The organism is Bradyrhizobium sp. 138, from assembly GCF_023074075.1.
Lineage (GTDB): Bacteria > Pseudomonadota > Alphaproteobacteria > Rhizobiales > Xanthobacteraceae > Bradyrhizobium.
Genome location: NZ_JADPKT010000007.1, coordinates 514,975 through 532,794, shown reverse-complemented (window position 1 = coordinate 532,794; position 17,820 = coordinate 514,975). Strand labels below are relative to the sequence as shown.

25 protein-coding genes and 2 tRNA genes are annotated in these 17,820 nt (G+C 64.7%); 17 read left to right on the top strand and 10 right to left on the bottom strand.

Annotated features, from left to right (window positions below; translation table 11 throughout):
- Positions 1-54: 54 nt before the first annotated feature.
- Both IVA79_RS07125 and IVA79_RS07120 read right to left on the bottom strand, forming a co-directional pair.
- Positions 55-1,449 (bottom strand): serine hydrolase domain-containing protein, encoded by a 1,395-nt coding sequence (locus tag IVA79_RS07125; RefSeq protein WP_247551297.1) that lies wholly within the window; start codon positions 1,447-1,449, stop codon positions 55-57.
- 108 nt (positions 1,450-1,557) lie between these two features.
- Positions 1,558-2,100 carry a tetratricopeptide repeat protein gene (locus tag IVA79_RS07120; protein ID WP_247551295.1) on the bottom strand — a complete coding sequence of 181 codons (543 nt, stop codon included), beginning with the start codon at positions 2,098-2,100 and terminating at the stop codon, positions 1,558-1,560.
- 249 nt (positions 2,101-2,349) lie between these two features.
- Here IVA79_RS07120 and IVA79_RS07115 point away from each other — a divergent pair, with 249 nt between their 5' ends.
- The 4 genes from IVA79_RS07115 to IVA79_RS07100 all read left to right on the top strand — a co-directional run bounded on the left by IVA79_RS07115 (position 2,350) and on the right by IVA79_RS07100 (position 4,881).
- Entirely contained in the window at positions 2,350-2,784 is a 435-nt protein-coding gene (locus IVA79_RS07115; protein WP_247551293.1) for a hypothetical protein, read from the top strand.
- Positions 2,785-2,976: 192 nt separating this feature from the next.
- Entirely contained in the window at positions 2,977-3,399 is a 423-nt protein-coding gene (locus IVA79_RS07110; protein ID WP_247551291.1) for a hypothetical protein, read from the top strand.
- Between the two features lie 286 nt (positions 3,400-3,685).
- Positions 3,686-4,393, top strand: a complete 708-nt coding sequence (locus tag IVA79_RS07105; RefSeq protein WP_247551289.1) for an outer membrane protein — start codon at positions 3,686-3,688, stop codon at positions 4,391-4,393.
- A gap of 245 nt (positions 4,394-4,638) precedes the next feature.
- Positions 4,639-4,881: a hypothetical protein gene (locus IVA79_RS07100; protein ID WP_247551287.1), complete on the top strand. Its 243-nt coding sequence runs from the start codon at positions 4,639-4,641 to the stop codon at positions 4,879-4,881.
- A gap of 29 nt (positions 4,882-4,910) precedes the next feature.
- Here IVA79_RS07100 and IVA79_RS07095 read toward each other — a convergent pair whose 3' ends face one another.
- The gene (locus IVA79_RS07095) at positions 4,911-5,165 is read right to left on the bottom strand and encodes a hypothetical protein (RefSeq protein ID WP_247551285.1); all 255 of its coding nucleotides are present in this window, start codon (positions 5,163-5,165) and stop codon (positions 4,911-4,913) included.
- Between the two features lie 306 nt (positions 5,166-5,471).
- Positions 5,472-5,846: a hypothetical protein gene (locus tag IVA79_RS07090; RefSeq protein ID WP_247551283.1), complete on the bottom strand. Its 375-nt coding sequence runs from the start codon at positions 5,844-5,846 to the stop codon at positions 5,472-5,474.
- 101 nt (positions 5,847-5,947) lie between these two features.
- Here IVA79_RS07090 and IVA79_RS07085 point away from each other — a divergent pair, with 101 nt between their 5' ends.
- On the top strand, positions 5,948-6,112 hold the full coding sequence (locus tag IVA79_RS07085) for a hypothetical protein (protein WP_247551281.1): 165 nt from the start codon (positions 5,948-5,950) through the stop codon (positions 6,110-6,112).
- Between the two features lie 3 nt (positions 6,113-6,115).
- Here the strand turns inward: IVA79_RS07085 and IVA79_RS07080 are convergent, their stop codons facing one another.
- Positions 6,116-6,316 carry a hypothetical protein gene (locus IVA79_RS07080; RefSeq protein ID WP_247551279.1) on the bottom strand — a complete coding sequence of 67 codons (201 nt, stop codon included), beginning with the start codon at positions 6,314-6,316 and terminating at the stop codon, positions 6,116-6,118.
- Between the two features lie 309 nt (positions 6,317-6,625).
- Here IVA79_RS07080 and IVA79_RS07075 point away from each other — a divergent pair, with 309 nt between their 5' ends.
- The 5 genes from IVA79_RS07075 (at position 6,626) to IVA79_RS07055 (ending at position 8,757) form a co-directional block, all read left to right on the top strand.
- Positions 6,626-7,312: a class I SAM-dependent methyltransferase gene (locus IVA79_RS07075; protein WP_247551277.1), complete on the top strand. Its 687-nt coding sequence runs from the start codon at positions 6,626-6,628 to the stop codon at positions 7,310-7,312.
- Positions 7,309-7,728 (top strand): GFA family protein, encoded by a 420-nt coding sequence (locus IVA79_RS07070; protein ID WP_247551275.1) that lies wholly within the window; start codon positions 7,309-7,311, stop codon positions 7,726-7,728. Before IVA79_RS07075 ends, IVA79_RS07070 begins: the two co-directional genes overlap by 4 nt.
- A gap of 357 nt (positions 7,729-8,085) precedes the next feature.
- Positions 8,086-8,298 carry a hypothetical protein gene (locus IVA79_RS07065; protein WP_247551273.1) on the top strand — a complete coding sequence of 71 codons (213 nt, stop codon included), beginning with the start codon at positions 8,086-8,088 and terminating at the stop codon, positions 8,296-8,298.
- The gene (locus IVA79_RS07060; RefSeq protein ID WP_247551271.1) at positions 8,298-8,489 is read left to right on the top strand and encodes a hypothetical protein; all 192 of its coding nucleotides are present in this window, start codon (positions 8,298-8,300) and stop codon (positions 8,487-8,489) included. Before IVA79_RS07065 ends, IVA79_RS07060 begins: the two co-directional genes overlap by 1 nt.
- 73 nt (positions 8,490-8,562) lie before the next feature.
- Positions 8,563-8,757 (top strand): hypothetical protein, encoded by a 195-nt coding sequence (locus IVA79_RS07055; RefSeq protein ID WP_247551269.1) that lies wholly within the window; start codon positions 8,563-8,565, stop codon positions 8,755-8,757.
- Between the two features lie 115 nt (positions 8,758-8,872).
- On the opposite strand, the gene IVA79_RS07050 is transcribed toward IVA79_RS07055, so the two are convergent.
- Both IVA79_RS07050 and IVA79_RS07045 read right to left on the bottom strand, forming a co-directional pair.
- Positions 8,873-8,947, bottom strand: a tRNA-Thr gene (locus IVA79_RS07050).
- Between the two features lie 144 nt (positions 8,948-9,091).
- On the bottom strand, positions 9,092-9,583 hold the full coding sequence (locus tag IVA79_RS07045) for a hypothetical protein (protein WP_247551267.1): 492 nt from the start codon (positions 9,581-9,583) through the stop codon (positions 9,092-9,094).
- A 283-nt stretch (positions 9,584-9,866) separates the two neighbouring features.
- On the opposite strand from IVA79_RS07045, the gene IVA79_RS07040 reads away from it, so the two are divergent.
- On the top strand, positions 9,867-10,349 hold the full coding sequence (locus IVA79_RS07040; RefSeq protein WP_247551265.1) for a hypothetical protein: 483 nt from the start codon (positions 9,867-9,869) through the stop codon (positions 10,347-10,349).
- A 43-nt stretch (positions 10,350-10,392) separates the two neighbouring features.
- Positions 10,393-10,872, top strand: a complete 480-nt coding sequence (locus tag IVA79_RS07035) for a hypothetical protein (protein ID WP_247551263.1) — start codon at positions 10,393-10,395, stop codon at positions 10,870-10,872.
- A 78-nt stretch (positions 10,873-10,950) separates the two neighbouring features.
- Here IVA79_RS07035 and rlmB read toward each other — a convergent pair whose 3' ends face one another.
- A complete protein-coding gene (gene rlmB / locus IVA79_RS07030) occupies positions 10,951-11,781 on the bottom strand; it encodes a 23S rRNA (guanosine(2251)-2'-O)-methyltransferase RlmB (RefSeq protein WP_247551261.1) in 831 nt (276 codons plus the stop codon).
- Positions 11,782-11,988: 207 nt separating this feature from the next.
- Between rlmB and IVA79_RS07025 the strand changes: the two genes are divergently transcribed.
- Both IVA79_RS07025 and IVA79_RS07020 read left to right on the top strand, forming a co-directional pair.
- Positions 11,989-12,074 (top strand) — tRNA-Tyr (locus IVA79_RS07025).
- Positions 12,075-12,168: 94 nt separating this feature from the next.
- Positions 12,169-12,411, top strand: coding sequence for a GIY-YIG nuclease family protein (locus IVA79_RS07020; protein WP_247551259.1), 243 nt, complete (start codon positions 12,169-12,171; stop codon positions 12,409-12,411).
- A 30-nt stretch (positions 12,412-12,441) separates the two neighbouring features.
- On the opposite strand, the gene IVA79_RS07015 is transcribed toward IVA79_RS07020, so the two are convergent.
- Complete coding sequence (locus IVA79_RS07015) at positions 12,442-13,473, bottom strand: LLM class flavin-dependent oxidoreductase (protein WP_247551257.1); 1,032 nt, start codon at positions 13,471-13,473, stop codon at positions 12,442-12,444.
- 149 nt (positions 13,474-13,622) lie between these two features.
- Positions 13,623-14,570, bottom strand: a complete 948-nt coding sequence (locus tag IVA79_RS07010) for a LysR substrate-binding domain-containing protein (RefSeq protein ID WP_346658149.1) — start codon at positions 14,568-14,570, stop codon at positions 13,623-13,625.
- Between the two features lie 89 nt (positions 14,571-14,659).
- On the opposite strand from IVA79_RS07010, the gene IVA79_RS07005 reads away from it, so the two are divergent.
- From IVA79_RS07005 to IVA79_RS06995, 3 genes are read left to right on the top strand one after another with little or no spacing between them, the layout of a single operon-like run.
- The gene (locus IVA79_RS07005) at positions 14,660-16,018 is read left to right on the top strand and encodes an MFS transporter (protein ID WP_247551255.1); all 1,359 of its coding nucleotides are present in this window, start codon (positions 14,660-14,662) and stop codon (positions 16,016-16,018) included.
- Positions 16,015-16,512, top strand: coding sequence for a GAF domain-containing protein (locus IVA79_RS07000; protein ID WP_247551253.1), 498 nt, complete (start codon positions 16,015-16,017; stop codon positions 16,510-16,512). The genes IVA79_RS07005 and IVA79_RS07000 overlap by 4 nt, the downstream gene beginning before the upstream one ends.
- Before the next feature lie 18 nt (positions 16,513-16,530).
- On the top strand, positions 16,531-17,778 hold the full coding sequence (locus tag IVA79_RS06995) for an amidohydrolase family protein (protein ID WP_247551251.1): 1,248 nt from the start codon (positions 16,531-16,533) through the stop codon (positions 17,776-17,778).
- Positions 17,779-17,820 lie beyond the last annotated feature (42 nt).

Below are 17,820 nucleotides of genomic sequence, written 5' to 3'. Positions count from 1 at the left end.
TTTGACCGCACACTGCGAGGCCTCGGGCGCAAGTCCGGGGCCTTCGCTTTGCGGCTAACGCTTTGTCCCGGAGCTCGCGACTTTTCCCTTGGTGTATCTCCGCGCGATTTCCTTCGCTACGACGTGCTCCGGCTTCACATTGGCGCCCGCGATCCAGATCTCGCTGACTTTGCCGCGCGCATTGCGGACGCGACGTACCGGCTCGCCATGGCTGGAATAGCCGGCAGCCCAGGCGAGCTTGCCGGTGTCGCGGCCGGTGACCTCGATCTCGGCGGCATCCATGAACGGGTTGTTGAATTGCGGGTTGGCGACCAGGACGCGATTGCCCGCGGGCACGAGATCGGTCGCGCCCCAGATCGTCCACCAGCGGCCGCTCCAGTCGCGCACACGCCGGTCCGCCGCACCGCGCGTCTTGAACACGCGCAGGATCTGCATCGCGCCGTCCATCCAGAACGGCGCCGCGCCGTCGATGGAGTTACTGAGGATACTGATCGAAAGCTCGCAAGCCGGGATGGAGCAGGTCCGGGAAATATAGCCCTGGAAGCCGCCGCCATGGCCGAACCAGTCCCAGCCGTCGGTCTTGCCGGCGCTGACGCCGAGACCGTAATAGCCCTCGAAGATCTGCGGAATGCGCCAATGGTGGCGCGTCATCTCGCGGCGGCTTGCGACCGACAGCACGCTCCTTTTGGCGTTGGGCGCAAGCTGCGCGAAGAAGCGCGCGGTGTCGCCGGCTGTCGCAACGAAGCCTGCGGCCGACGCCATCGCGTGCGCGGCATTGTCGCCGGGGATCACGCAACGCTCGCCGAACGGCACTTTTCGCGTGTGGCCGCACGCGAAGGGCGCGCTTTTGGGAAGGGGCGCGTCCGGCTCGGTCTCGCGCAGGCCCGCAGGCTCGATGATCTCGCGCTTGATCCAGGCAGAGTAGGGCTGCTTCGTCACGGCTTCGATGACGAGGCCGATCAGGCCAAAGCCGTGGTTGGAATATTTGAAGCGGGTGCCGGCTTCGATCGCGGCCGGCTGCTTCAATTCCGCGAGCAACTCTTTCGCATTCAGATAAGGACGGCGGTCGATGAACTGGCCGGAATCGGCGCCGTCGCGCGTCAGCCCCGCTGCATGCGAGAGCACCTGCGCGATCGTCGTCTCGGCGACGCGCGGATGCAGGCCGCCGACATATTGGCCGATCGTGTCGTCGAGCCGGATCTTGCGCTGCTCGCGCAGCTTCATGATGCCGGCCGAAGTGAAGCTCTTGGAATGCGAGGCGATCCGGAAACGGTGGCGCGGGGTGAGCCTTTCGCCGGTGTCGAGATTGGCGAGGCCGAACGCATGCTCGGCGACGATCTCGCCGCGATGGACAAAGGCGAGGATGACGCCGGGCTGCTGGATTGTCGTCAGCTGGAATTCGATCCAGGAGCCGATGTAGTCGATCGCGGATCGCAGCCACTTGTCCATTGCACACCAATTTGCGGGGGGGAGGTTGGTGTGCAAGGCTAGCCGAGAAAGCGGAACGGGCACAACCCTGAGGTTGTGCCCGTTCGCTTCGTTCGAAGGTACGATGTCTCAGTAGACGAGCGTCGCGCCGGTCGGCTTGTCGAGCGCTGCGGCAAGCGAGCGATACTCGGAGCTGTCGGTACCGGTGAGCGAGGCGATCTTGTTCAGATGATATTGCGCCTGTTCGCGGTTGCCCTGCTCGAGCTGCCAGAGGCCGTAATACTGCCAGGTGCGGACGTGGTTCGGATCGTCCTTCAGCGCCAACTCGTAATAGACCTTCGACGACTGGTAGTCGCCGAGCTTGCGATAGGAGTAGCCGATCAGGTTGGCGACGTCGGCGACGTCGTCTCGCCCCAGCGACTTCAACTGATCGATCGCGCCCGTGTAATCGTGCTTGTCGTAGATCGCTGCGTAGGCGGTGCGGTAGGCCGCGAGGAACTTGGGATCGCTAACGGAAGAGCTCTTCTTCTTGCCCTTCTTGGTCGAGGAGTCCGAGCTCGGCGGCGGCGAAGGGGAGTCGCCGCCCGCGGCATATGCACTGGACAGCACCGGCCCGGCCGCGAGCGACATGGCGACCAGTCCCGGCACAACAAGCATTGAGAGTTTGCGCATCTAAATTCTCCCGTATGGAACTTGGCGATCCTACACGATTGCCCAAAGACCGGAACACCCGTCTGGCAGAAACATTCCCGCTTCGCACGATCCGTTCGCTCGGCCGCAGATGACAAACTTGTCATCGAGATGAACGGAAGCCTGCAGCGAGCTTCAGATCGGGTTCAGCGCCTCGTCCCTAGGCTCAGGCCCACGATCGAAGGGTGGGCGAGAGGGCGCCGCCTGGAGATCCTTCAAGAGGAGACCACCATGCTGAAGACCATTTCCGCAGCCTTGCTCGCAGCTTCCGTGATCGCAGCCCCGGCCTTCGCCGCCGAGGCCGGCAAGACCACCACGACCGCCCCGGTGATCAAGGCGGACCAGGGCCAGACCAAGGCCTCGACCACCGCCGCAAAACCGGACGCCGGCGTCAAGGCCGACGTCAAGGCTGCCGACGGCAAGGCTGCCGACGCCAAGGCTGGCCTCAAGGCTGGCGACGCCAAGCCCGCCGACGTCAAGGCGGATGCCAAGGTGGATGGCAAGTCCGATGCAAAGTCGAAGGCGATGAACGCGAACGCCGCGGTCACGCCCGACGAGCACAAGACCGTGCGCACGCATCGCCATCACCACAAGCATCTGTCGGCGAAGAAGCTGAAGGCGCAGCCTGACGTGACCAAGCCGCTGGCCACCGACAAGCGCAGCTAAGGACTGATCCCGCGCGGCGGCACCCGCGCATTGCCCGCCGCCGCGCAGGCACTTCAGGCCCGTCCCGGCGCTTGTGCGAAAGCGCAAGCGCCGGCGGCGGGGTGCGTTGTTTGCGCCGCTGCAAGCGGAATTCCCTTCGCGCAGACGAGGGGCTAGAACGTCTCCTGATCTGATCGAGCGGAGAGCGGGCCTGTGGGGCGATTGGTGAGATGTGCGGCGATCCTGGCGTTGCCGTTGACGCTGGCGGCATGTTTCGGCAGCGATGGTGACCGTCCAACCTTCATCGGTGGGACCCAGGCCGGAGGGCCGCAGCCGTTTCCCGACAATTTCCGCAGCGACACGCTGGCCCTGATGCGCACCTATCTCAACAACCCCGTCGGCGTGCGCGAGGCCAGCATGGCCGAGCCGGTGCAGCGCGAGGTCGGCGGCCGGCAGTTCTATGTGAGCTGTCTGCATTTCACCCCGCGCGAGAGCGATGGCAGCTACAAGGCGATGCGGGAACGCGCGGTGATCTTCGTCAACGGGCGCGCGGACCGCGTCGTCGACCGCACCAGTGAGCTCTGTGCCGGCGCGGTTTACGCACCCTTTCCGGAACTCGAAAAGATGACGCGGTAGCGCAAAGCCCGCTTTCATCGCCTGCTGTTAGAACGACGATTGCCGGAGCCGCTGGATCACATTTCGGCGAGCTTTGAACGGAGTGGTTTCGGCTTGCGACAAATCGTTACGGCAGCGCTTGCGCAGGCGGCAAAAACAGTCGGCGCAGGCGAGGTGACGGAACAAAATCGCGCTGTTGCCACCCCGTCACAGTAACGAACGATCAACGTTCCGGCATCGCCGCGAAGCAACCCAATTCACGCCACGTTGTTTCCCGAGTGTCGCAAATGAAAGAACGGGGATGATCATGAAGTCGATTTTGCTGGGCGCAGTCGCTCTGCTTGCGCTGGCCGCACCGGCCGCAGCAGCTGACATCCAGCCGCGTCCTTATACCAAGGCGCCGGCAGCTACGCCGCCGGAAGTGATTTACAATTGGACCGGTTTCTACATCGGCGGCCATGTCGGCGGCGCGTTTGCCGGCGACAGCAGCTTCCAGTCCAGCGACGCCCGCTTCCTGGGCGGCGTGCAGGGTGGCTTCGACTATCAGTTCGCGCCCAATTGGGTGGTGGGTATCGAGGCCCAGTATTCCTGGCTGCCGACCAACAACAACGGCACCACGTTCCCGCTGGGCACCCAGGTGACCTCCAACACTGACCAGCTCGGGTCTGTGACTGGCCGCATCGGCTACACCTGGGGACCGACGCTGCTCTACGCCAAGGGCGGTTACGCTTGGCGCAATGGCGGCCTGGGCGTCAACATCGCCGGCGTGCCGCAGACCTTCACCGCCACCGGCAACAACAAGGACGGCTACACCGTCGGCGCCGGCCTCGAATACATGTTCGCGCCGAGCTGGTCGGCCAAGGCCGAATACCAGTACTATAATTTCGGCAGCACCACCTTCATCTCCGGCCCGGCCGACGTCGTCGGCGTTCGCGGCCGGGAAGACGAGCATACCGTCAAGGTCGGTGTGAACTACCGTTTCGGCTGGGGCGGTCAGCCGGCCTCGCGCTACTGACCCTCGGCGGCGAGATCTCGCTCTGACAAAGGCCGGCTCTGCCGGCCTTTCGTTTGCCGGCCAGCCCGCCCTCTGTTTGCAATGCGTGAACCATCTGGCGCGTCATTTGCAGACAAACATTCCGGTGCGCGCCTTCTCATGCCCGTCATGGGATTTGGGTAAAGCAAAAATAATTTTTGCCGCTTACGGAACTCGCGCTCCGGAACGCGTTATATGAGAATTACCGGGCTGGTGGGACGACGGACATGCGTATCTTGGTGTCGGCAGGGGTGCTCTGGTGCTTCGCCTGCCTGCCGTGCTCTGCACAGACAATCCTCAAATCCGAGCCTCTGATGCTGGCACCTTACGAGGTGGCCTTCGTCAAGGACGCGGCCTGTCCGTCGGGCAAGGTGCTGAAGGTCACCGGCGCCATCCGCGGGCTGCATCGCCGCAAGGCCTGCGTCGTGCTGGCTGGCGAGCAGGCCTCGCTGGCAGCCGCAACGCCCTGATCATTTTTGCGGCTTCCGCCGGCAGAACCTCACGAATTCAGCTCAAGCTCCATCCTGGACTGGCGCTCGGCCTCGGCCTTGTTCTGGTCGGGGTCCTCGCCTTGGGCGACCCGGCAGGGCTTGATCTCGTACTCATTGTCGAGCACCCGGCGCGGCCCTGGGCGGTCCTCGTCGGTGATGACATCCACGACCAGGCCGCTCCGGTGCGCAAGCTTCCAGACGTCGGACTCACTCGGATAGGCCTTGCTGATCTGGGCGTCGTTGCAAAACAAGGCGTAGGGCATTCTTCCCGCTCCCGGAAAGCGCGTTAACGACCTCATATAGCGTGGGTTCCAGGCAGCATCCCCGATCACGGGGCCGTGATCGGAGCTGCCGGGCCCTGAGTCCTTAACGAGTCCTGAATCGCGAAAAAAAGAATCCCTGGGACTCGTTTGGCGGAATCAGCGGATGTTTTCCGCCATGACGAGCGACCTGAAGACCTCCTGCGGGCACATGCTCCTGCCGCTCACGCTGGCGCTATTCGGCGCCTGCGCGGCCAATCTTTGGCTGGTGTGGTCCTGGCTGTAGGGCGCCCTGCCCGGAGGGCGGCGTTATTTTTTGGCCAGTGGGCCCGGGGCGTCGCGGATGGCGGCGCGCAATTTGGTCAGGGTTTCGGCACAATATTCCTCGCGCTCGCGCTCGAACCGCTCCTGATGCTTGCGGAAATTGGCAATGCGGGCCTGCATCTCGGTGCGGACTTCACTGCTCGCCCGCGGCGGCGAAAGCTGGATGGGCTGAGGCTGCGGAGGGGGCTGGGGCGGCTTGATCTCGGCCATGACGGCCTCGAGGACGACCCCCTCGACGGTGGCGGCCGGGGAATCCGACAGCGCGCCCGGCCGAAGGACGTCATCCTTCTTGCCGGTCACCGATTGGACGAAGGCCATTGTCTGCGCGATCAGCGCGTCGCGCTCCCTGATCCACTTCATGGTCCACCTCAGCCGTGCCCCATTCCAGCAAAGCGGCTGCGCCGAATCAAGGTGGTATGAAAGGGATTGCATATTTTTCCCGGTCGCCCGACATTGGGGGAATGGATGCCAAAGACGAACGAGTGGACGAAGCGGAGGGCCTGAGGCTCATCCGCGCGTTCCTGACGCTGCCGCCCGACAAGCGGGCGGAGGTGATCGCGTTCGCAGAGGAATTGGCGCGTGCCCATGGCCGGCCCGAGGAAGGCACGGAGGCCTCGCCGAGGTGAGCGCTATCGCTGGCGCGGATTGACGTTGACCTCGAACGGCGCGCCGACCACCCGAACCGGTGTCTGAACCGGCGTCGGGGCGACGTCGATCACCGCCCTTTCGGCGACCAGCCTTTCGGGGGCCGGTCCGAGCACCGGCTCGAGCAGCGCCAATGTGCCGGCCACGGCGCCACAGCACAGCGTCACCGTCGCCAGCAGAAACATGTTTCGGTTTTCTTCCCGGATCCGCATGGGTCGACAACGGCCAAGGGTGGGGCGCAGTTCCGGGCGGCGTCCGTCTTCGCACCCGCTATCCCGCCAACAGGAGACCGAGCGCGAAGACGAACAACATGGCCGTCGTGACGACGGCCGCCACAGCGCCTGCGACGAACCTGGCCTTCTCTTTTGAGGTGGCAGGGCGCATGGGACCCGGATGAGCAGAGCAGATTCGCTCAGGCATTTTTGGGCAAGTTCACTTGGCCTGTATATAACGTGTTTGCTCCGGAGTTTCGACGTGAGATCAGATCGTATCCGATGATCGCCAACCGTCCTGCCGTGCTCGCCCACGAACGTTTCGTTGCCGACCGCGACAATTTCGTAGGGCTCGATCTCGCCGCGCGGTTCGAGCGGATCGAGCGGACGAACTTTTGGGGCGCTGCCGGCTCGGTATCGGGCCTCGGCTCGGAGGACACGGCCACGGCCGCGATCCGGGCGGCGCTTCCACAATTGCTGCAACGGCTCGGCGCGCGCTCGCTTCTCGATGCGCCCTGCGGTGATGCGGGCTGGATCGGACGCATCAAGCTCGATCTCGACTACATCGGCATCGACATCGTGCCGTCGCTGATCGAGGCCAACAATCGCCGTGTGGCGAGCGGCGAATTGGCCGGCCGTTTCCTGGTTGCCGATCTCACGCGCGATGTGCTGCCACGTGCCGATCTGATCCTGTGCCGGGACTGCCTGGTGCATCTGAGCTTTCAGAACATCGCCCGCGCCACCGCGCGCTTTCACGAGAGCGGCGCGCAGTTTCTGCTCGTCACGACGTTTCCGGAATTCGAGGACAACCGTGATTGCGAGGATGGCGACTGGCGCGCGCTCGACATGACGAAGCCGCCGTTCAACTGGCCGGCGCCGCGCGCGTTGATCGACGAGCGCTGCGAGGAAGGCGATGGCGGCTGGCGCGACAAGAGCCTCGGGCTGTGGCGGTTGGAGGATGTCCGATGATCGATGCCAGATGCAGTTGCGGTGCTGTTTCACTTTCGCTTCCGGGACCGACCAAGCTCGTCGCAGCCTGTCATTGCATCGACTGCCAAAGGCGAACCGGGGCACCGTTCGGTGTTGGTGCGTTCTACCCGGTCGAAGCTGTCGCGATCTCCGGCGCGCCAAAGGAGTTTGTTCGCGCCGCCTCAAGCGGGGGCAAGGTTCGCTTCTATTTCTGCTCCGACTGCGGCTCGACGGTCTGCTGGAAGGCCGACAATCTGCCCGCGATGATCGGCGTCGCCGTTGGTGCGATCGCGGATCCGGATTTTCCGGCACCCGTCAGATCGGTGTTCGAGCAATCGAAACATGCCTGGGTCGAAATCGGCGGCACGGTCGTTGAGCACTTCGAACAAGGCGGCGCGCGGAAGAGTTCGGGCTGAGGCGCGGCCATTGAGCGCCGGTGCGGTCGGTGTTCGGTCAGGGACGCTGCCTGGCATTAGCCGGCGCTCCTGTCGTCTGTATCGGTTCACCGGGGGCACGGTCCAGCGGCGGGTGAGGTCTGGCGAGTCCTACCGTTCCGGGAGGTGCGTCGTTACTGGCCGTGCGGGGATTGACGCGCTCCAACGTGACCGTCGAAGCAACCACGATGGCGATAGCCAAGGCGACAGCGGATAGGGCTAAGGCTGCCCGGTCATTCGGGTCCATCGCTAGACCTCCGCGAGACGGCTCTATGGTCCGAGGATAACGCCGAACAGATGATTTCGTTCTTGCGGTGGTCGCCGATGGGAGCCGCCGCAGTGACCCAAGCGCAGCGGGAAAGCGGAAAAACCAAAGGCCCAGCGCCCCGCCTGGAGCAACTGCATTTGTTGTTTGCATTGCTCTCGACCGCAGCTCTTGCTGGTGACCAGGAAGCTTGCGCCGCTCAGAACGGGAAAAAAGGGACGCGCGGTCATTGCCAGGAGCTGGCTGCCGTTGCACTATTGCAGCATTGCCCAACAAAGGATTTTTAATGCGCACTGTGTTGATTGCGGTTATTGCTCTGGCTGCCACGCCGGCACTCGCCCAAAAGAACACCGAGCAAAAGGCGAATAAGTGCACCGTCGCGAAATGTGTCGCCGAGGGTATCAAGAATGGCTATGCGCCGGACCACGCCAAGAAGTGGTGTGCAGCCCATCCGGGTATTTGCACCAACACGCGGTGATCTCAAGCCGGACGAACAGGAGAAAGTTTCGATGAAAGTGTTTTCGATTGCTATCGGCATCTAGGCTCTTGGATTGCATCCCGCGCTGGCCCAGCAGAAAGCAACTCAAAAGGGGGGCCGAAAAGCCGAAGTACAAAACTTACGACGAGTGCGTAGCCGCCAAGAAGGCGACCGGGTGGAGCAGCAGCGAATACAGCGGCTGGTGCAGCCGGAATTCGGGCAATTGATCATGCGAGATCTTTTGATTGCTGCATTGATCCTGGCCTGAACCGGGGCTTTGCTCGTCGGACCTTGGAGAGGCGAAGCACCGGCTGACGGATTGGTATCTTCTCCAAGCCCGGACAATTCGGGTGCCGACTTGTTATTGATTGGCAGACATTAATTGGTGCCGGCTGAGGGGATTGAACCCCCGACCTTCGGTTTACAAAACCGCTGCTCTACCGCTGAGCTAAGCCGGCGACGCCTGGAGACGGGCAGGGCCTGCCCGTGCGCGCCGCAATACCAGACTTGATTGGAAAGTGCCAGAACCCGCGCTACGCCTCGCAAGACATGAATCAGGCGGCCCTGGGGCCGCCTGACGTGTCGCGTTCGATGTGGGCTGCTTACTGGCAGATGTGCCGGCGGCCGTCTGAGCCCTTGAACCAGGTGCCAGGCGTACAGACGAACCCGTTACGCTCGGCGTAGCTGCGGGTGTCCCAGCTGCGATTGTCCCAGCCGCGGTTATTCCACGAATTGTCGTAGGCGTAGGAATTGTCCCAACTGCGGAACGGCGCCGAGGCAATCGCGCCGGCGGTGCCGATCGCAGCGCCCGCCACGCCGGCCGCGACGTCGGTCGGCCAGAAGCCGGTGCGGCTCCTGTTCCAGTCGTTATTCCAATCGGCATTGCTCTGGCGATAGGAATTGGTCTGGCGGTAGGACGCGCGGCGATGGCGATAGCCGCTATCGGTGGACGGATTTCCTGGGCCGAGATTCTGGCAGTTGGCGTTGGGGAATTGCGCCGAGCAGCGGGTGGGATTGGTGGCCGACTGCGCCATGGCAGAGCCAGCCATCATGGTCGCCGCAATCGCCGTGGCTCCGAGAAGCTTGATGTTCATGGTTGTTGGCTCCCATTTTGTTGACGGGGGCTAAATGCCAAAGGCGCCGGACGTTCCGGTGAAACCGGTGGATTTTCGCCAGCGAATGGTCAAACGGGTGTGAGTGCACGGCGCGGTTCCGTGCGGCGGCGCGAGGCGCCGTTAACGCTTTGCTAGCTCGCTTTGCAGCATTTGCGCGGCGCGCAATCCTTACGCATTAGGCTTACCGGAAGTTGTTGGGCGGGCCTTAACCCTCTGTGCGTCGTGATCGGATAGGTTGCCGCCGCATAACCGGGGTCCCCTCATGCGTGCTGTGGCGCTCGCCGCCTTTCTGATCGGACTGCCTGCGACGGCTTTTGCCGGCGGCTTCGATGTCGTCGTTCCCGGCCGTCCCGGCGTGCCGATCATCATCAACAACATCGATGCGTCCTATGCCGTCGTCGAGGGTGTCTGGGGCCTGGGCAAGAACCAGCAAGTGCAGCCCACGATCTATGGCGGGCGCTATATCGCCGAGCGGCAGCCCGAAGACGTCGGTCACTACTATCCGACGCTCGGCCTGCGGCCCGGCTATGGCCGGCTCGAGGTCGAGCCGCCCGCGAACCGCAAATTGCCCAAGCCCGCCGAGAGCTATCACCAGAGCTGGGGCGCGCAATCGGCGCCGCTGCCGCCGCAGATGGATGTGCCGGTCGATCCGCCGCCGGTGATCCTCGCGCCCGAGATCAACGATCGTCCGCGGCCACCGCGACCGCGGCCGCACACAGAGATACCCGGCAGGCCGCCGGGTTAAGAAACGTCAAATCCAAACAAACAGAAATCAACAGGAGAGAGTAATGCGTCAGATGATTTCGGGACTGGTCGCGGCGGCTGCCGTGATGTTCGCCGCCACCGCGCCGGCCGCGGCCTGCGGCTTCAATCCGTGCCAGCCGGTTGCGCCGGTCTATTCCGGCTGCAACACCGGTTGCGGCGGCTATGGCTACGGCTATGGCGCCTATGAGCGTCTCGCCGAGCCGACCACGCAGTATTATTACGTCAACCAGGGCCCGACCTACACCGGCCCAGGCGCCTTCGCACCGTACCCGACCTATCGTGAAGACGCGGTCGTCGCGCCCGCCAATTACGGTTACGGCTATCGCGCCGCCGTGGCGCCCTATCCCCGCCCGCACTACCGTCCGTACCGCTACGGCTACGGCCCGCGCTACGGCTATCTGCCGCGCGTGCATTACGGCCACGCTCCGCGCTACGGCTACGCCCACCGCCACGCGCCGGCAGCGTATTACGGCGGCCACCGCGTGCTGCGCCGCTATTACTGATCTCTGATCGGTTGAGCTACGGGACGCCTGTCCGCGCGATGCGGGCGGGCGTTTTGTTTTTGATGTGACGCGAAGCCGCTACCGCTTCATCAGCCCCAGCCGGCTCGCGCCGACATAGAGCGAGAGCACGGCGGCGTTCGACACGTTGAGGCTCTTGATCTCGCCGGGCATGTCGAGCCGCGCCACGACGCTGCAGGTCTCGCGGGTCAATTGCCGCAGACCTTTTCCTTCGGCGCCGAGCACCAGCGCGAGCGGCTCGTGCAGCGCGACGTCCGAGAGGTCTTCGCTGCCTTCGCTGTCGAGGCCGACGGTCTGGAAGCCGCGCTCGTTCAGCGCGGTGAGCGCGCGGGCGAGGTTTTGCACGGTGACCATCGGCACCAGCTCGAGCGCGCCGGAGGCGGCCTTCGCCAGCACGCCGGTCGCTTCCGGACTGTGGCGCGCGGTGGTGACGATCGCCTTGACCGCGAACGCCGCGGCCGAGCGCAGGATGGCGCCGACATTGTGGGGATCGGTGATCTGGTCGAGCACCAGCACCATGCCTTCCTGCTTGAGGGTCTCGATGTCGGGTGAGGGCAGGGGCTCGGCCTCCGCGAGCAGGCCCTGGTGCACGGCATCGGGCGACAGCAGGCGGTCGATCTCCTGGGGCCGGACAATCTCGGGGGTGACGCGGGTCTCGATATTTTCGTCGGCAAGCCGCTTGGCTGCGTTCTCGGTCAGCGTCAGCTTGCGGATCTGTCGCGCAGGATTCGCGAGTGCCATGACGACGGTGTGCCAGCCATAGAGGATGACCGGTCCGTCGGGGTGCGAATCACGGTCGCGCCAGGCTGGCCGGCCGGCCGATTTCCCGGGTCTGTTGAAGGGCTTAGCCCCGCCGCGGGGACCCCTCGGGGTGAATTTTCGATCCTTCATGGGCTCGCTTGTGTCACGGGTCCCGGAATATGGCAATTTGGGCGCCCGCGAGGGCGATTTTAGCTGTTCGCCTCGGTTGACTTTGCCCCACCGGATCGCCCATAACCGCGCCCGGTCGCGCCCCCATCCGGGCTGTCGCGGCCTTCACGTTCCATGGCCGTCTTCGGTCCGCCGGCAAGGTCCGGCCCGATTGTGCTGCCGTCGAGCGGGGGAGTGTCCCGAGTGGCAAAGGGAGCTGACTGTAAATCAGCCGCCTCATGGCTTCGCAGGTTCGAGTCCTGCCTCCCCCACCATCCTGCTTCGCGCTGACGCGCTTCGCAGGATTGCAGCCTTTCACCGCGCGAAGCAGGATGCCCTCCGAAGCCTTGGCGAAGGAGGGCGGCGTCGATGCACTATGTCTATCTTCTGGAGAGCGAAGCCTTCGTGGGTCAGCGCTATATCGGCCTGACGACGAATCTCAAGCAGCGCCTAGCAGACCATAACGGAGGTAAATCACCGCACACGTCAAAGTACACTCCTTGGCGACTGGTGACTTACGTGGCCTTCGCGGACCTTGCGAAGGCACGCGCGTTCGAGCGTTACTTGAAATCCGGTTCGGGCCACGCCTTCGCGAAGAAGAGACTCTGGTGAGCCTAGGCGGACTGAAGCCGCCTCGAACCGTTACCCCATCATCTCCCGCACCATCGGCACCACTTTCCGTCCATAAAGCGCGATGCTCTTCATCAGCTTCTCGTGCGGCAAGGGACCCGCCGAATACTTCAGCTGAAACCGCGCAATACCGAGTGCCTTCGCCGTCTTCGCGATCTTCCGCGCCACCGTCTCCGGCGAGCCGACATAGAGCGAGCCGTGTTCGGCTTCGTTGACGAATTCGTCGCGGCCCATCGGCGGCCAGCCGCGCTCCTTGCCGATGCGGTCGCGCATGGCCTTGTAGTCCGGCCATAGCTCCTCGCGGGCCTGTTCGTCCGTCTCGGCGACGTAGCCGGGCGAGTGCACGCCGATCGGCTGCGCGGGGCGGCCGAATTCCTTGGCGGCGCGGTGATGGAGATCGATGAAGGGCGCAAAGCGCGCGGGATCGCCGCCGATGATCGCGAGCATCAAAGGCAAATCGTAATGCGCAGCGCGCACCACCGATTGCGGGCTGCCGCCGACGCCGATCCAGGTTTTGAGCCGGCCGTGCTCGACCGGCGGATAGACCCGCTGGTCCCGCAGCGGCGGACGCAGCTTGCCTTCCCAGCTCACCGGCTGCTGCGCCAACAGGGCCGCGAACAGATCGAGCTTCTCCTCGAACAGCTCTTCGTATTTGCGCAGGTCGAAGCCGAACAGCGGAAAGGATTCGGTGAACGAGCCGCGGCCGAGGATCACCTCGGCGCGTCCATTCGAGACTGCATCGAGCGTGGCAAAGCGCTGGAACACGCGGATCGGATCGTCCGAGGACAGTACCGTCACCGCCGAGCCGAGATGGATGCGCTTGGTGCGCGATGCGATCGCCGCGAGCACGGTCTCCGGCGAGGAGATCGCAAAATCGGCGCGGTGATGCTCGCCGAGGCCGATGAAGTCGAGGCCGAGCTCGTCGGCCAGCACGGCTTCGTCGACCACGTTGCGGATGACCTGCGCGTGGGGAAGCATGGCGCCGGAGCCATCCTTGGTGACGTCGCCAAAGGTATCCAGGCCGAATTGAAGGGGGGCGGTCATTGATCAGGTCTCTGCGGGCGCAGCTTGCGCCCGTCACTGTGGGAGGAGGATCGTTTGCGGTGGAGCTAGGGCGCGGCGGTCAGTGCAACAATGCTGCTCCGAGAAACGCACCGTTTCCTTTTTGGATCGTGTCGGGCTCGCGCGCGTGTTCAGTCGGATTTGGCGAACATCCCGACCAGGGTCTCGCGCAGCCAGCGCTGCGCCGGCACGGTGTCGTTGCGCTGGTGCCAGAACAGGCTGACGATGCGCGGCGGCGCGCGAAGCGGAAGCGGCATGGCGTGCAGGAACGGCGCGTTCCGGGATTGCGAGCGCAAATCGCTCGGCAGCACGGCGACGAGGTCGGACTGACGCACGACCTCATAGGCAGCGCTGTAGTGATTGACGGTCGCGACCAGGTTGCGCGACAGCCCGCGCGAGGCAAGGAAGAGATCGTAGGACGGCAGGGTCTTGCCGGCGAGGCTCACATCGACATGCCCTGCGCTCAGGAAGCTGCGCGTGCTGAGCCGCTTCTGTGCGGCGAGCGGATGGCCGCGCCGCATGAAGCAGGCGTAGTCGACCGTCCACAGCGAGCGCGAGCGGATGGCGGCCGGCTGCTGCGCTTCGTTGACATAGACGCTCAGCACGCAGTCCACCCTGTTGTCCTCGAGCTGATCGGCGATCTCGAGGATCGTGTTGGGGACGGTATGGACGCGCGCCTTGGGCGCGATCTTGCCGAAATGGCCGAGCAAATTCGGCATCACCAGCGAGGCGACGTAGTCCGACATCGACAGGCTGAACTCGGTCTGCGCGCGGCGCGGATCGAACACCTGCTCGTCGAGCGCGCCGCGGACGCTTTCGAGCGCCTCGCCGATCGGCTCCCACAACACGACCGCGCGCTGGGTCGGACGGATGCCGGTGCCGGACCTGACGAACAGGGGATCGCCGAGCGCCTCGCGCAGGCGCGCGAGTGCATTGCTGACGGCCGGCTGCGTCATCAGCAGCGCGTTCGCGGCGCGCGTGACGCTGCCCTCGGTCATCAGGGCTTCGAAGACCTTCAGCAGGTTGAGGTCGAGCGATCGAAACGACAGAACATTCACCGTGGTGATGTATGGGATCACAATTATAAATTATGACGATAATATCTCTTTGTCTATGGTTCCCCCTAACGACACTGCGGATGCCGGTCCGCCGGATTGAGGGGACTTTCATGTCGATGATCTCGGCGCGCATCGAGCGCCTGCCATTCGCGCGCTTCCACACGCATCTGTTGTTGATGGGTGGGCTCGGCTACATGTTCGACGCGATGGACGCCGCCGTTCTGGCGTTCATCCTGCCGGTGCTGCGCACGGCCTGGAATCTGTCGAGCGTGCAGATCGGCGTGCTCGGCAGCAGCACCTATATCGGCTTCCTGTTCGGCGCGTTGCTGGCGGGCACGCTGGGCGACCTCATCGGCCGCCGCGCCGTTATGATGTCGGCGCTGGCGCTGTATTGCGCCGCATCGATCGTCAGTGCCGCCGTGGACAGCTGGTCGTCCTTCTTCGCGGCCCGCGTCGTCGCCGGCATGGGCACCGGCGCCGAGAGCGCGATCATCGCGCCCTATCTCGCCGAGTTCGTGGCGCGGCGCTTCCGCGGCAGCTTCACCGGCGCGCTGGCCGGCTTCTTTTCCTTCGGCTTCGTCGCGGCGGCCTTGCTCGGCTACTTCATCGTTCCCGCCTATGACAATGGTTGGCGCATCGTGCTGGTGATCACCGCGGTGCCCGTCGTCATGCTGCTGTGGTGGCGCAGGGCGCTGCCGGAATCGCCGCGCTGGCTGGAAAGCCAGGACAGGACGAAGGAAGCCGAAGCGGTGCTGGACCGGATCGAGGCCGGCTTCGCGCGCCAGGGCGTTGTTCTGCCGCAACCGGTCGTCGAAGCAGCAGTGCCCGCCGGGACTGGCGGGACGCTGCTTGCCAATTTCGCGGCGCTGCTCGCCGGCCGGCAGGCGCGCATCACCGTCATGACCTGGATCATGTGGCTTGCGATCACCTTCAGCTATTATTCCTTCTTCGTCTGGATTCCCGGCCTGCTGGTCCAGAACGGCATGAGCATCACCAAGAGCTTCGCCTATTCGATCGCGATCTATTGCGCGCAGATTCCCGGCTATTTCAGCGCCGCCTGGTTCAACGAGCGCATCGGCCGGCAGGCGACCATTGCGTGCTACATGGTGCTCGGCGGCGTCAGCGCGCTCGGGCTCGCCTTCGCGCAGACGGACCAGCACATCATGGTCGCGGGGATCTTGCTGTCGTTCTTCATGAACGGCACCTATGCCGGCGTCTACGCCTATACGGCGGAGGTGTTCCCGACGCCGGTGCGCACCACCGGCGCCGGCCTTGCCTCGGCGATCGGCCGCATCGGTGCGATCGTCTCGCCGATCCTGGTCGGCTACCTCTATCCTAATTTCGGCTTTGCCGGCGTGTTCGGCATCACCACCAGCGTCCTGCTGATCGGCGCGCTCACCGTGGTGGTGATGGGGGTGCCGACCCGCGGCCGTTCGCTGGAAGACATTGCGGCAGGTGAGGTCGCATGAGGCAAAGGACACGCCGAGCCGATCCGCTGCTCGGCGCGGTGGCGGCGGCGCAGGGCAGGGCGGACCAGCCGGACGCGCTGTTCTCGGCGCTGGACCAGGCCTTGAAGTCGGCGATCGGGCACAAGCTGTTCACGATCCTGACCTACGACGACGATAGCGGGGAAGCGGCACGGATCTATTCCAATTGTCCCGGGCCTTACCCGACGGGCGGGCGCAAGCGCCTGACGCCCGGCCCATGGACCGAGGCCGTGCTTGATCGCGGCGAGGCCTATGTCGGCTACACCCTCGACGATCTGCGCAACGTGTTTCCCGATCACGAGTTGATCGCTTCACTCGGCTGCGAGAGCGTGCTCAACATGCCCGTGCGCTGGCGCGGGCGGACGCTCGGCTCGCTCAACCTGCTTCATGAAGCGGGCTGGTACGGCGAGGACGATGTCGCCGCGTGCCTTCCGTTCGCCCAGCTCGCCTTGCCCGCGCTGCTCACACAGTCCTGACCGGACAGGAAACGACCCATGCCCAGCACGCTCTTCAAGAATGCCGCTCTGCTCGATCCGCTTCAGCCGGAGCTACTGGAAGGCCATCACGTGCTGGTCGAGGACAATGTGATCAAGGAGGTCTCGGACCGACCGCTCCAGGTCACCGCCGATCGCACCGTCGACCTGAAAGGCAAGACGTTGATGCCCGGCCTGATCGATCTGCATGTGCACGCGGTCGCGGTCGAGCTCAATCTGGCGCAGCAGGTGCACATGCCGAACGTGCTGGTGACGCTGCGCTCGACGCTGCTCTTGCGCGGCATGCTGCGCCGAGGCTTCACCACCGTACGCGACGCCGGCGGTGCCGGCCATGCGCTGAAGCAGGCGATCGACACCGGCCTGACCGACGGCCCGCGGCTGTTCGTCTCCGGCCGTGCGCTGAGCCAGACTGGCGGGCACGGCGACATGCGGGCGCGCTCGGATTACCTCGCGAGCGATGCACCATGTCCCTGCTGCGTGCGCGTCGGCGCACTGGCGCGCGTTGCCGACGGTGTCGACGGCGTGCGCAGGGCGGCGCGCGAGGAGCTGCAGATGGGCGCCGACCAGATCAAGATCATGGCGTCCGGCGGCGTCGCGTCACCGACCGATCCGGTCGGCGCCTTTGGCTATTCCGAGGACGAGATCCGCGCCATCGTCGAGGAGGCACGCGGGCGCCAGACCTATGTGCTCGCGCACGCCTACACCGCTGCCGCGATCGAGCGCGCGGTTCGCTGCGGCGTGCGCACCATCGAGCACGGCAATCTGGTCGATGCTCCGACCGCGCGCCTGATGGCCGAGAAGGGCGCCTATGTGGTGCCGACGCTCGTCACCTATGAGGCGCTGGCGAACGAAGGCGCCCAATATGGCCTGCCGCCGGAGAGCGTCGCCAAGATCGCCGATGTGCGCGACGCCGGCCTGCGGTCGCTCGCGATCTACCGCGACGCCGGCGTGAAAATGGGGTTTGGCAGTGACCTGCTCGGCCCGTCCCAGCGTCTCCAGAGCGACGAATTCCGCATCCGTGCCGAGATTCTCGGTCCGCGCGCCGTCATCGCCAGCGCGACATTGATCGGCGCCGAGGTGCTGGGCATGGAAGGCGAGCTCGGCCGGATCGCGCCCGAAGCCATCGCCGATCTGCTGGTGGTCAACGGCAACCCGCTGCGCGATGTCACCTGCCTGCTCGGCCAGGGCGAGCACATCCCGATGGTGATGAAGGCAGGCAAGGTGCAGTTCGACAGGCTGAATGCCTAAAGCGCGATGAGATCGCGCTTTAGGTTGTTGTTTGAGCATGAT

Coding starts and splice junctions, on each gene's coding strand:
- IVA79_RS07035 (WP_247551263.1), top strand. CDS start 10,393: ATGCGTCAGATGATTTCGGGACTGGTCGCGGCGGCTGCCGTGATGTTC.
- IVA79_RS07115 (WP_247551293.1), top strand. CDS start 2,350: ATGCTGAAGACCATTTCCGCAGCCTTGCTCGCAGCTTCCGTGATCGCA.
- IVA79_RS07040 (WP_247551265.1), top strand. CDS start 9,867: ATGCGTGCTGTGGCGCTCGCCGCCTTTCTGATCGGACTGCCTGCGACG.
- IVA79_RS07100 (WP_247551287.1), top strand. CDS start 4,639: ATGCGTATCTTGGTGTCGGCAGGGGTGCTCTGGTGCTTCGCCTGCCTG.
- IVA79_RS07095 (WP_247551285.1), bottom strand. CDS start 5,165: ATGCCCTACGCCTTGTTTTGCAACGACGCCCAGATCAGCAAGGCCTAT.
- IVA79_RS07090 (WP_247551283.1), bottom strand. CDS start 5,846: ATGAAGTGGATCAGGGAGCGCGACGCGCTGATCGCGCAGACAATGGCC.
- rlmB (WP_247551261.1), bottom strand. CDS start 11,781: ATGAAGGATCGAAAATTCACCCCGAGGGGTCCCCGCGGCGGGGCTAAG.
- IVA79_RS07015 (WP_247551257.1), bottom strand. CDS start 13,473: ATGACCGCCCCCCTTCAATTCGGCCTGGATACCTTTGGCGACGTCACC.
- IVA79_RS07075 (WP_247551277.1), top strand. CDS start 6,626: ATGATCGCCAACCGTCCTGCCGTGCTCGCCCACGAACGTTTCGTTGCC.
- IVA79_RS06995 (WP_247551251.1), top strand. CDS start 16,531: ATGCCCAGCACGCTCTTCAAGAATGCCGCTCTGCTCGATCCGCTTCAG.
- IVA79_RS07005 (WP_247551255.1), top strand. CDS start 14,660: ATGTCGATGATCTCGGCGCGCATCGAGCGCCTGCCATTCGCGCGCTTC.
- IVA79_RS07080 (WP_247551279.1), bottom strand. CDS start 6,316: ATGTTTCTGCTGGCGACGGTGACGCTGTGCTGTGGCGCCGTGGCCGGC.
- IVA79_RS07125 (WP_247551297.1), bottom strand. CDS start 1,449: ATGGACAAGTGGCTGCGATCCGCGATCGACTACATCGGCTCCTGGATC.
- IVA79_RS07060 (WP_247551271.1), top strand. CDS start 8,298: ATGCGCACTGTGTTGATTGCGGTTATTGCTCTGGCTGCCACGCCGGCA.
- IVA79_RS07120 (WP_247551295.1), bottom strand. CDS start 2,100: ATGCGCAAACTCTCAATGCTTGTTGTGCCGGGACTGGTCGCCATGTCG.
- IVA79_RS07045 (WP_247551267.1), bottom strand. CDS start 9,583: ATGAACATCAAGCTTCTCGGAGCCACGGCGATTGCGGCGACCATGATG.
- IVA79_RS07085 (WP_247551281.1), top strand. CDS start 5,948: ATGGATGCCAAAGACGAACGAGTGGACGAAGCGGAGGGCCTGAGGCTC.
- IVA79_RS07070 (WP_247551275.1), top strand. CDS start 7,309: ATGATCGATGCCAGATGCAGTTGCGGTGCTGTTTCACTTTCGCTTCCG.
- IVA79_RS07000 (WP_247551253.1), top strand. CDS start 16,015: ATGAGGCAAAGGACACGCCGAGCCGATCCGCTGCTCGGCGCGGTGGCG.
- IVA79_RS07020 (WP_247551259.1), top strand. CDS start 12,169: ATGCACTATGTCTATCTTCTGGAGAGCGAAGCCTTCGTGGGTCAGCGC.
- IVA79_RS07105 (WP_247551289.1), top strand. CDS start 3,686: ATGAAGTCGATTTTGCTGGGCGCAGTCGCTCTGCTTGCGCTGGCCGCA.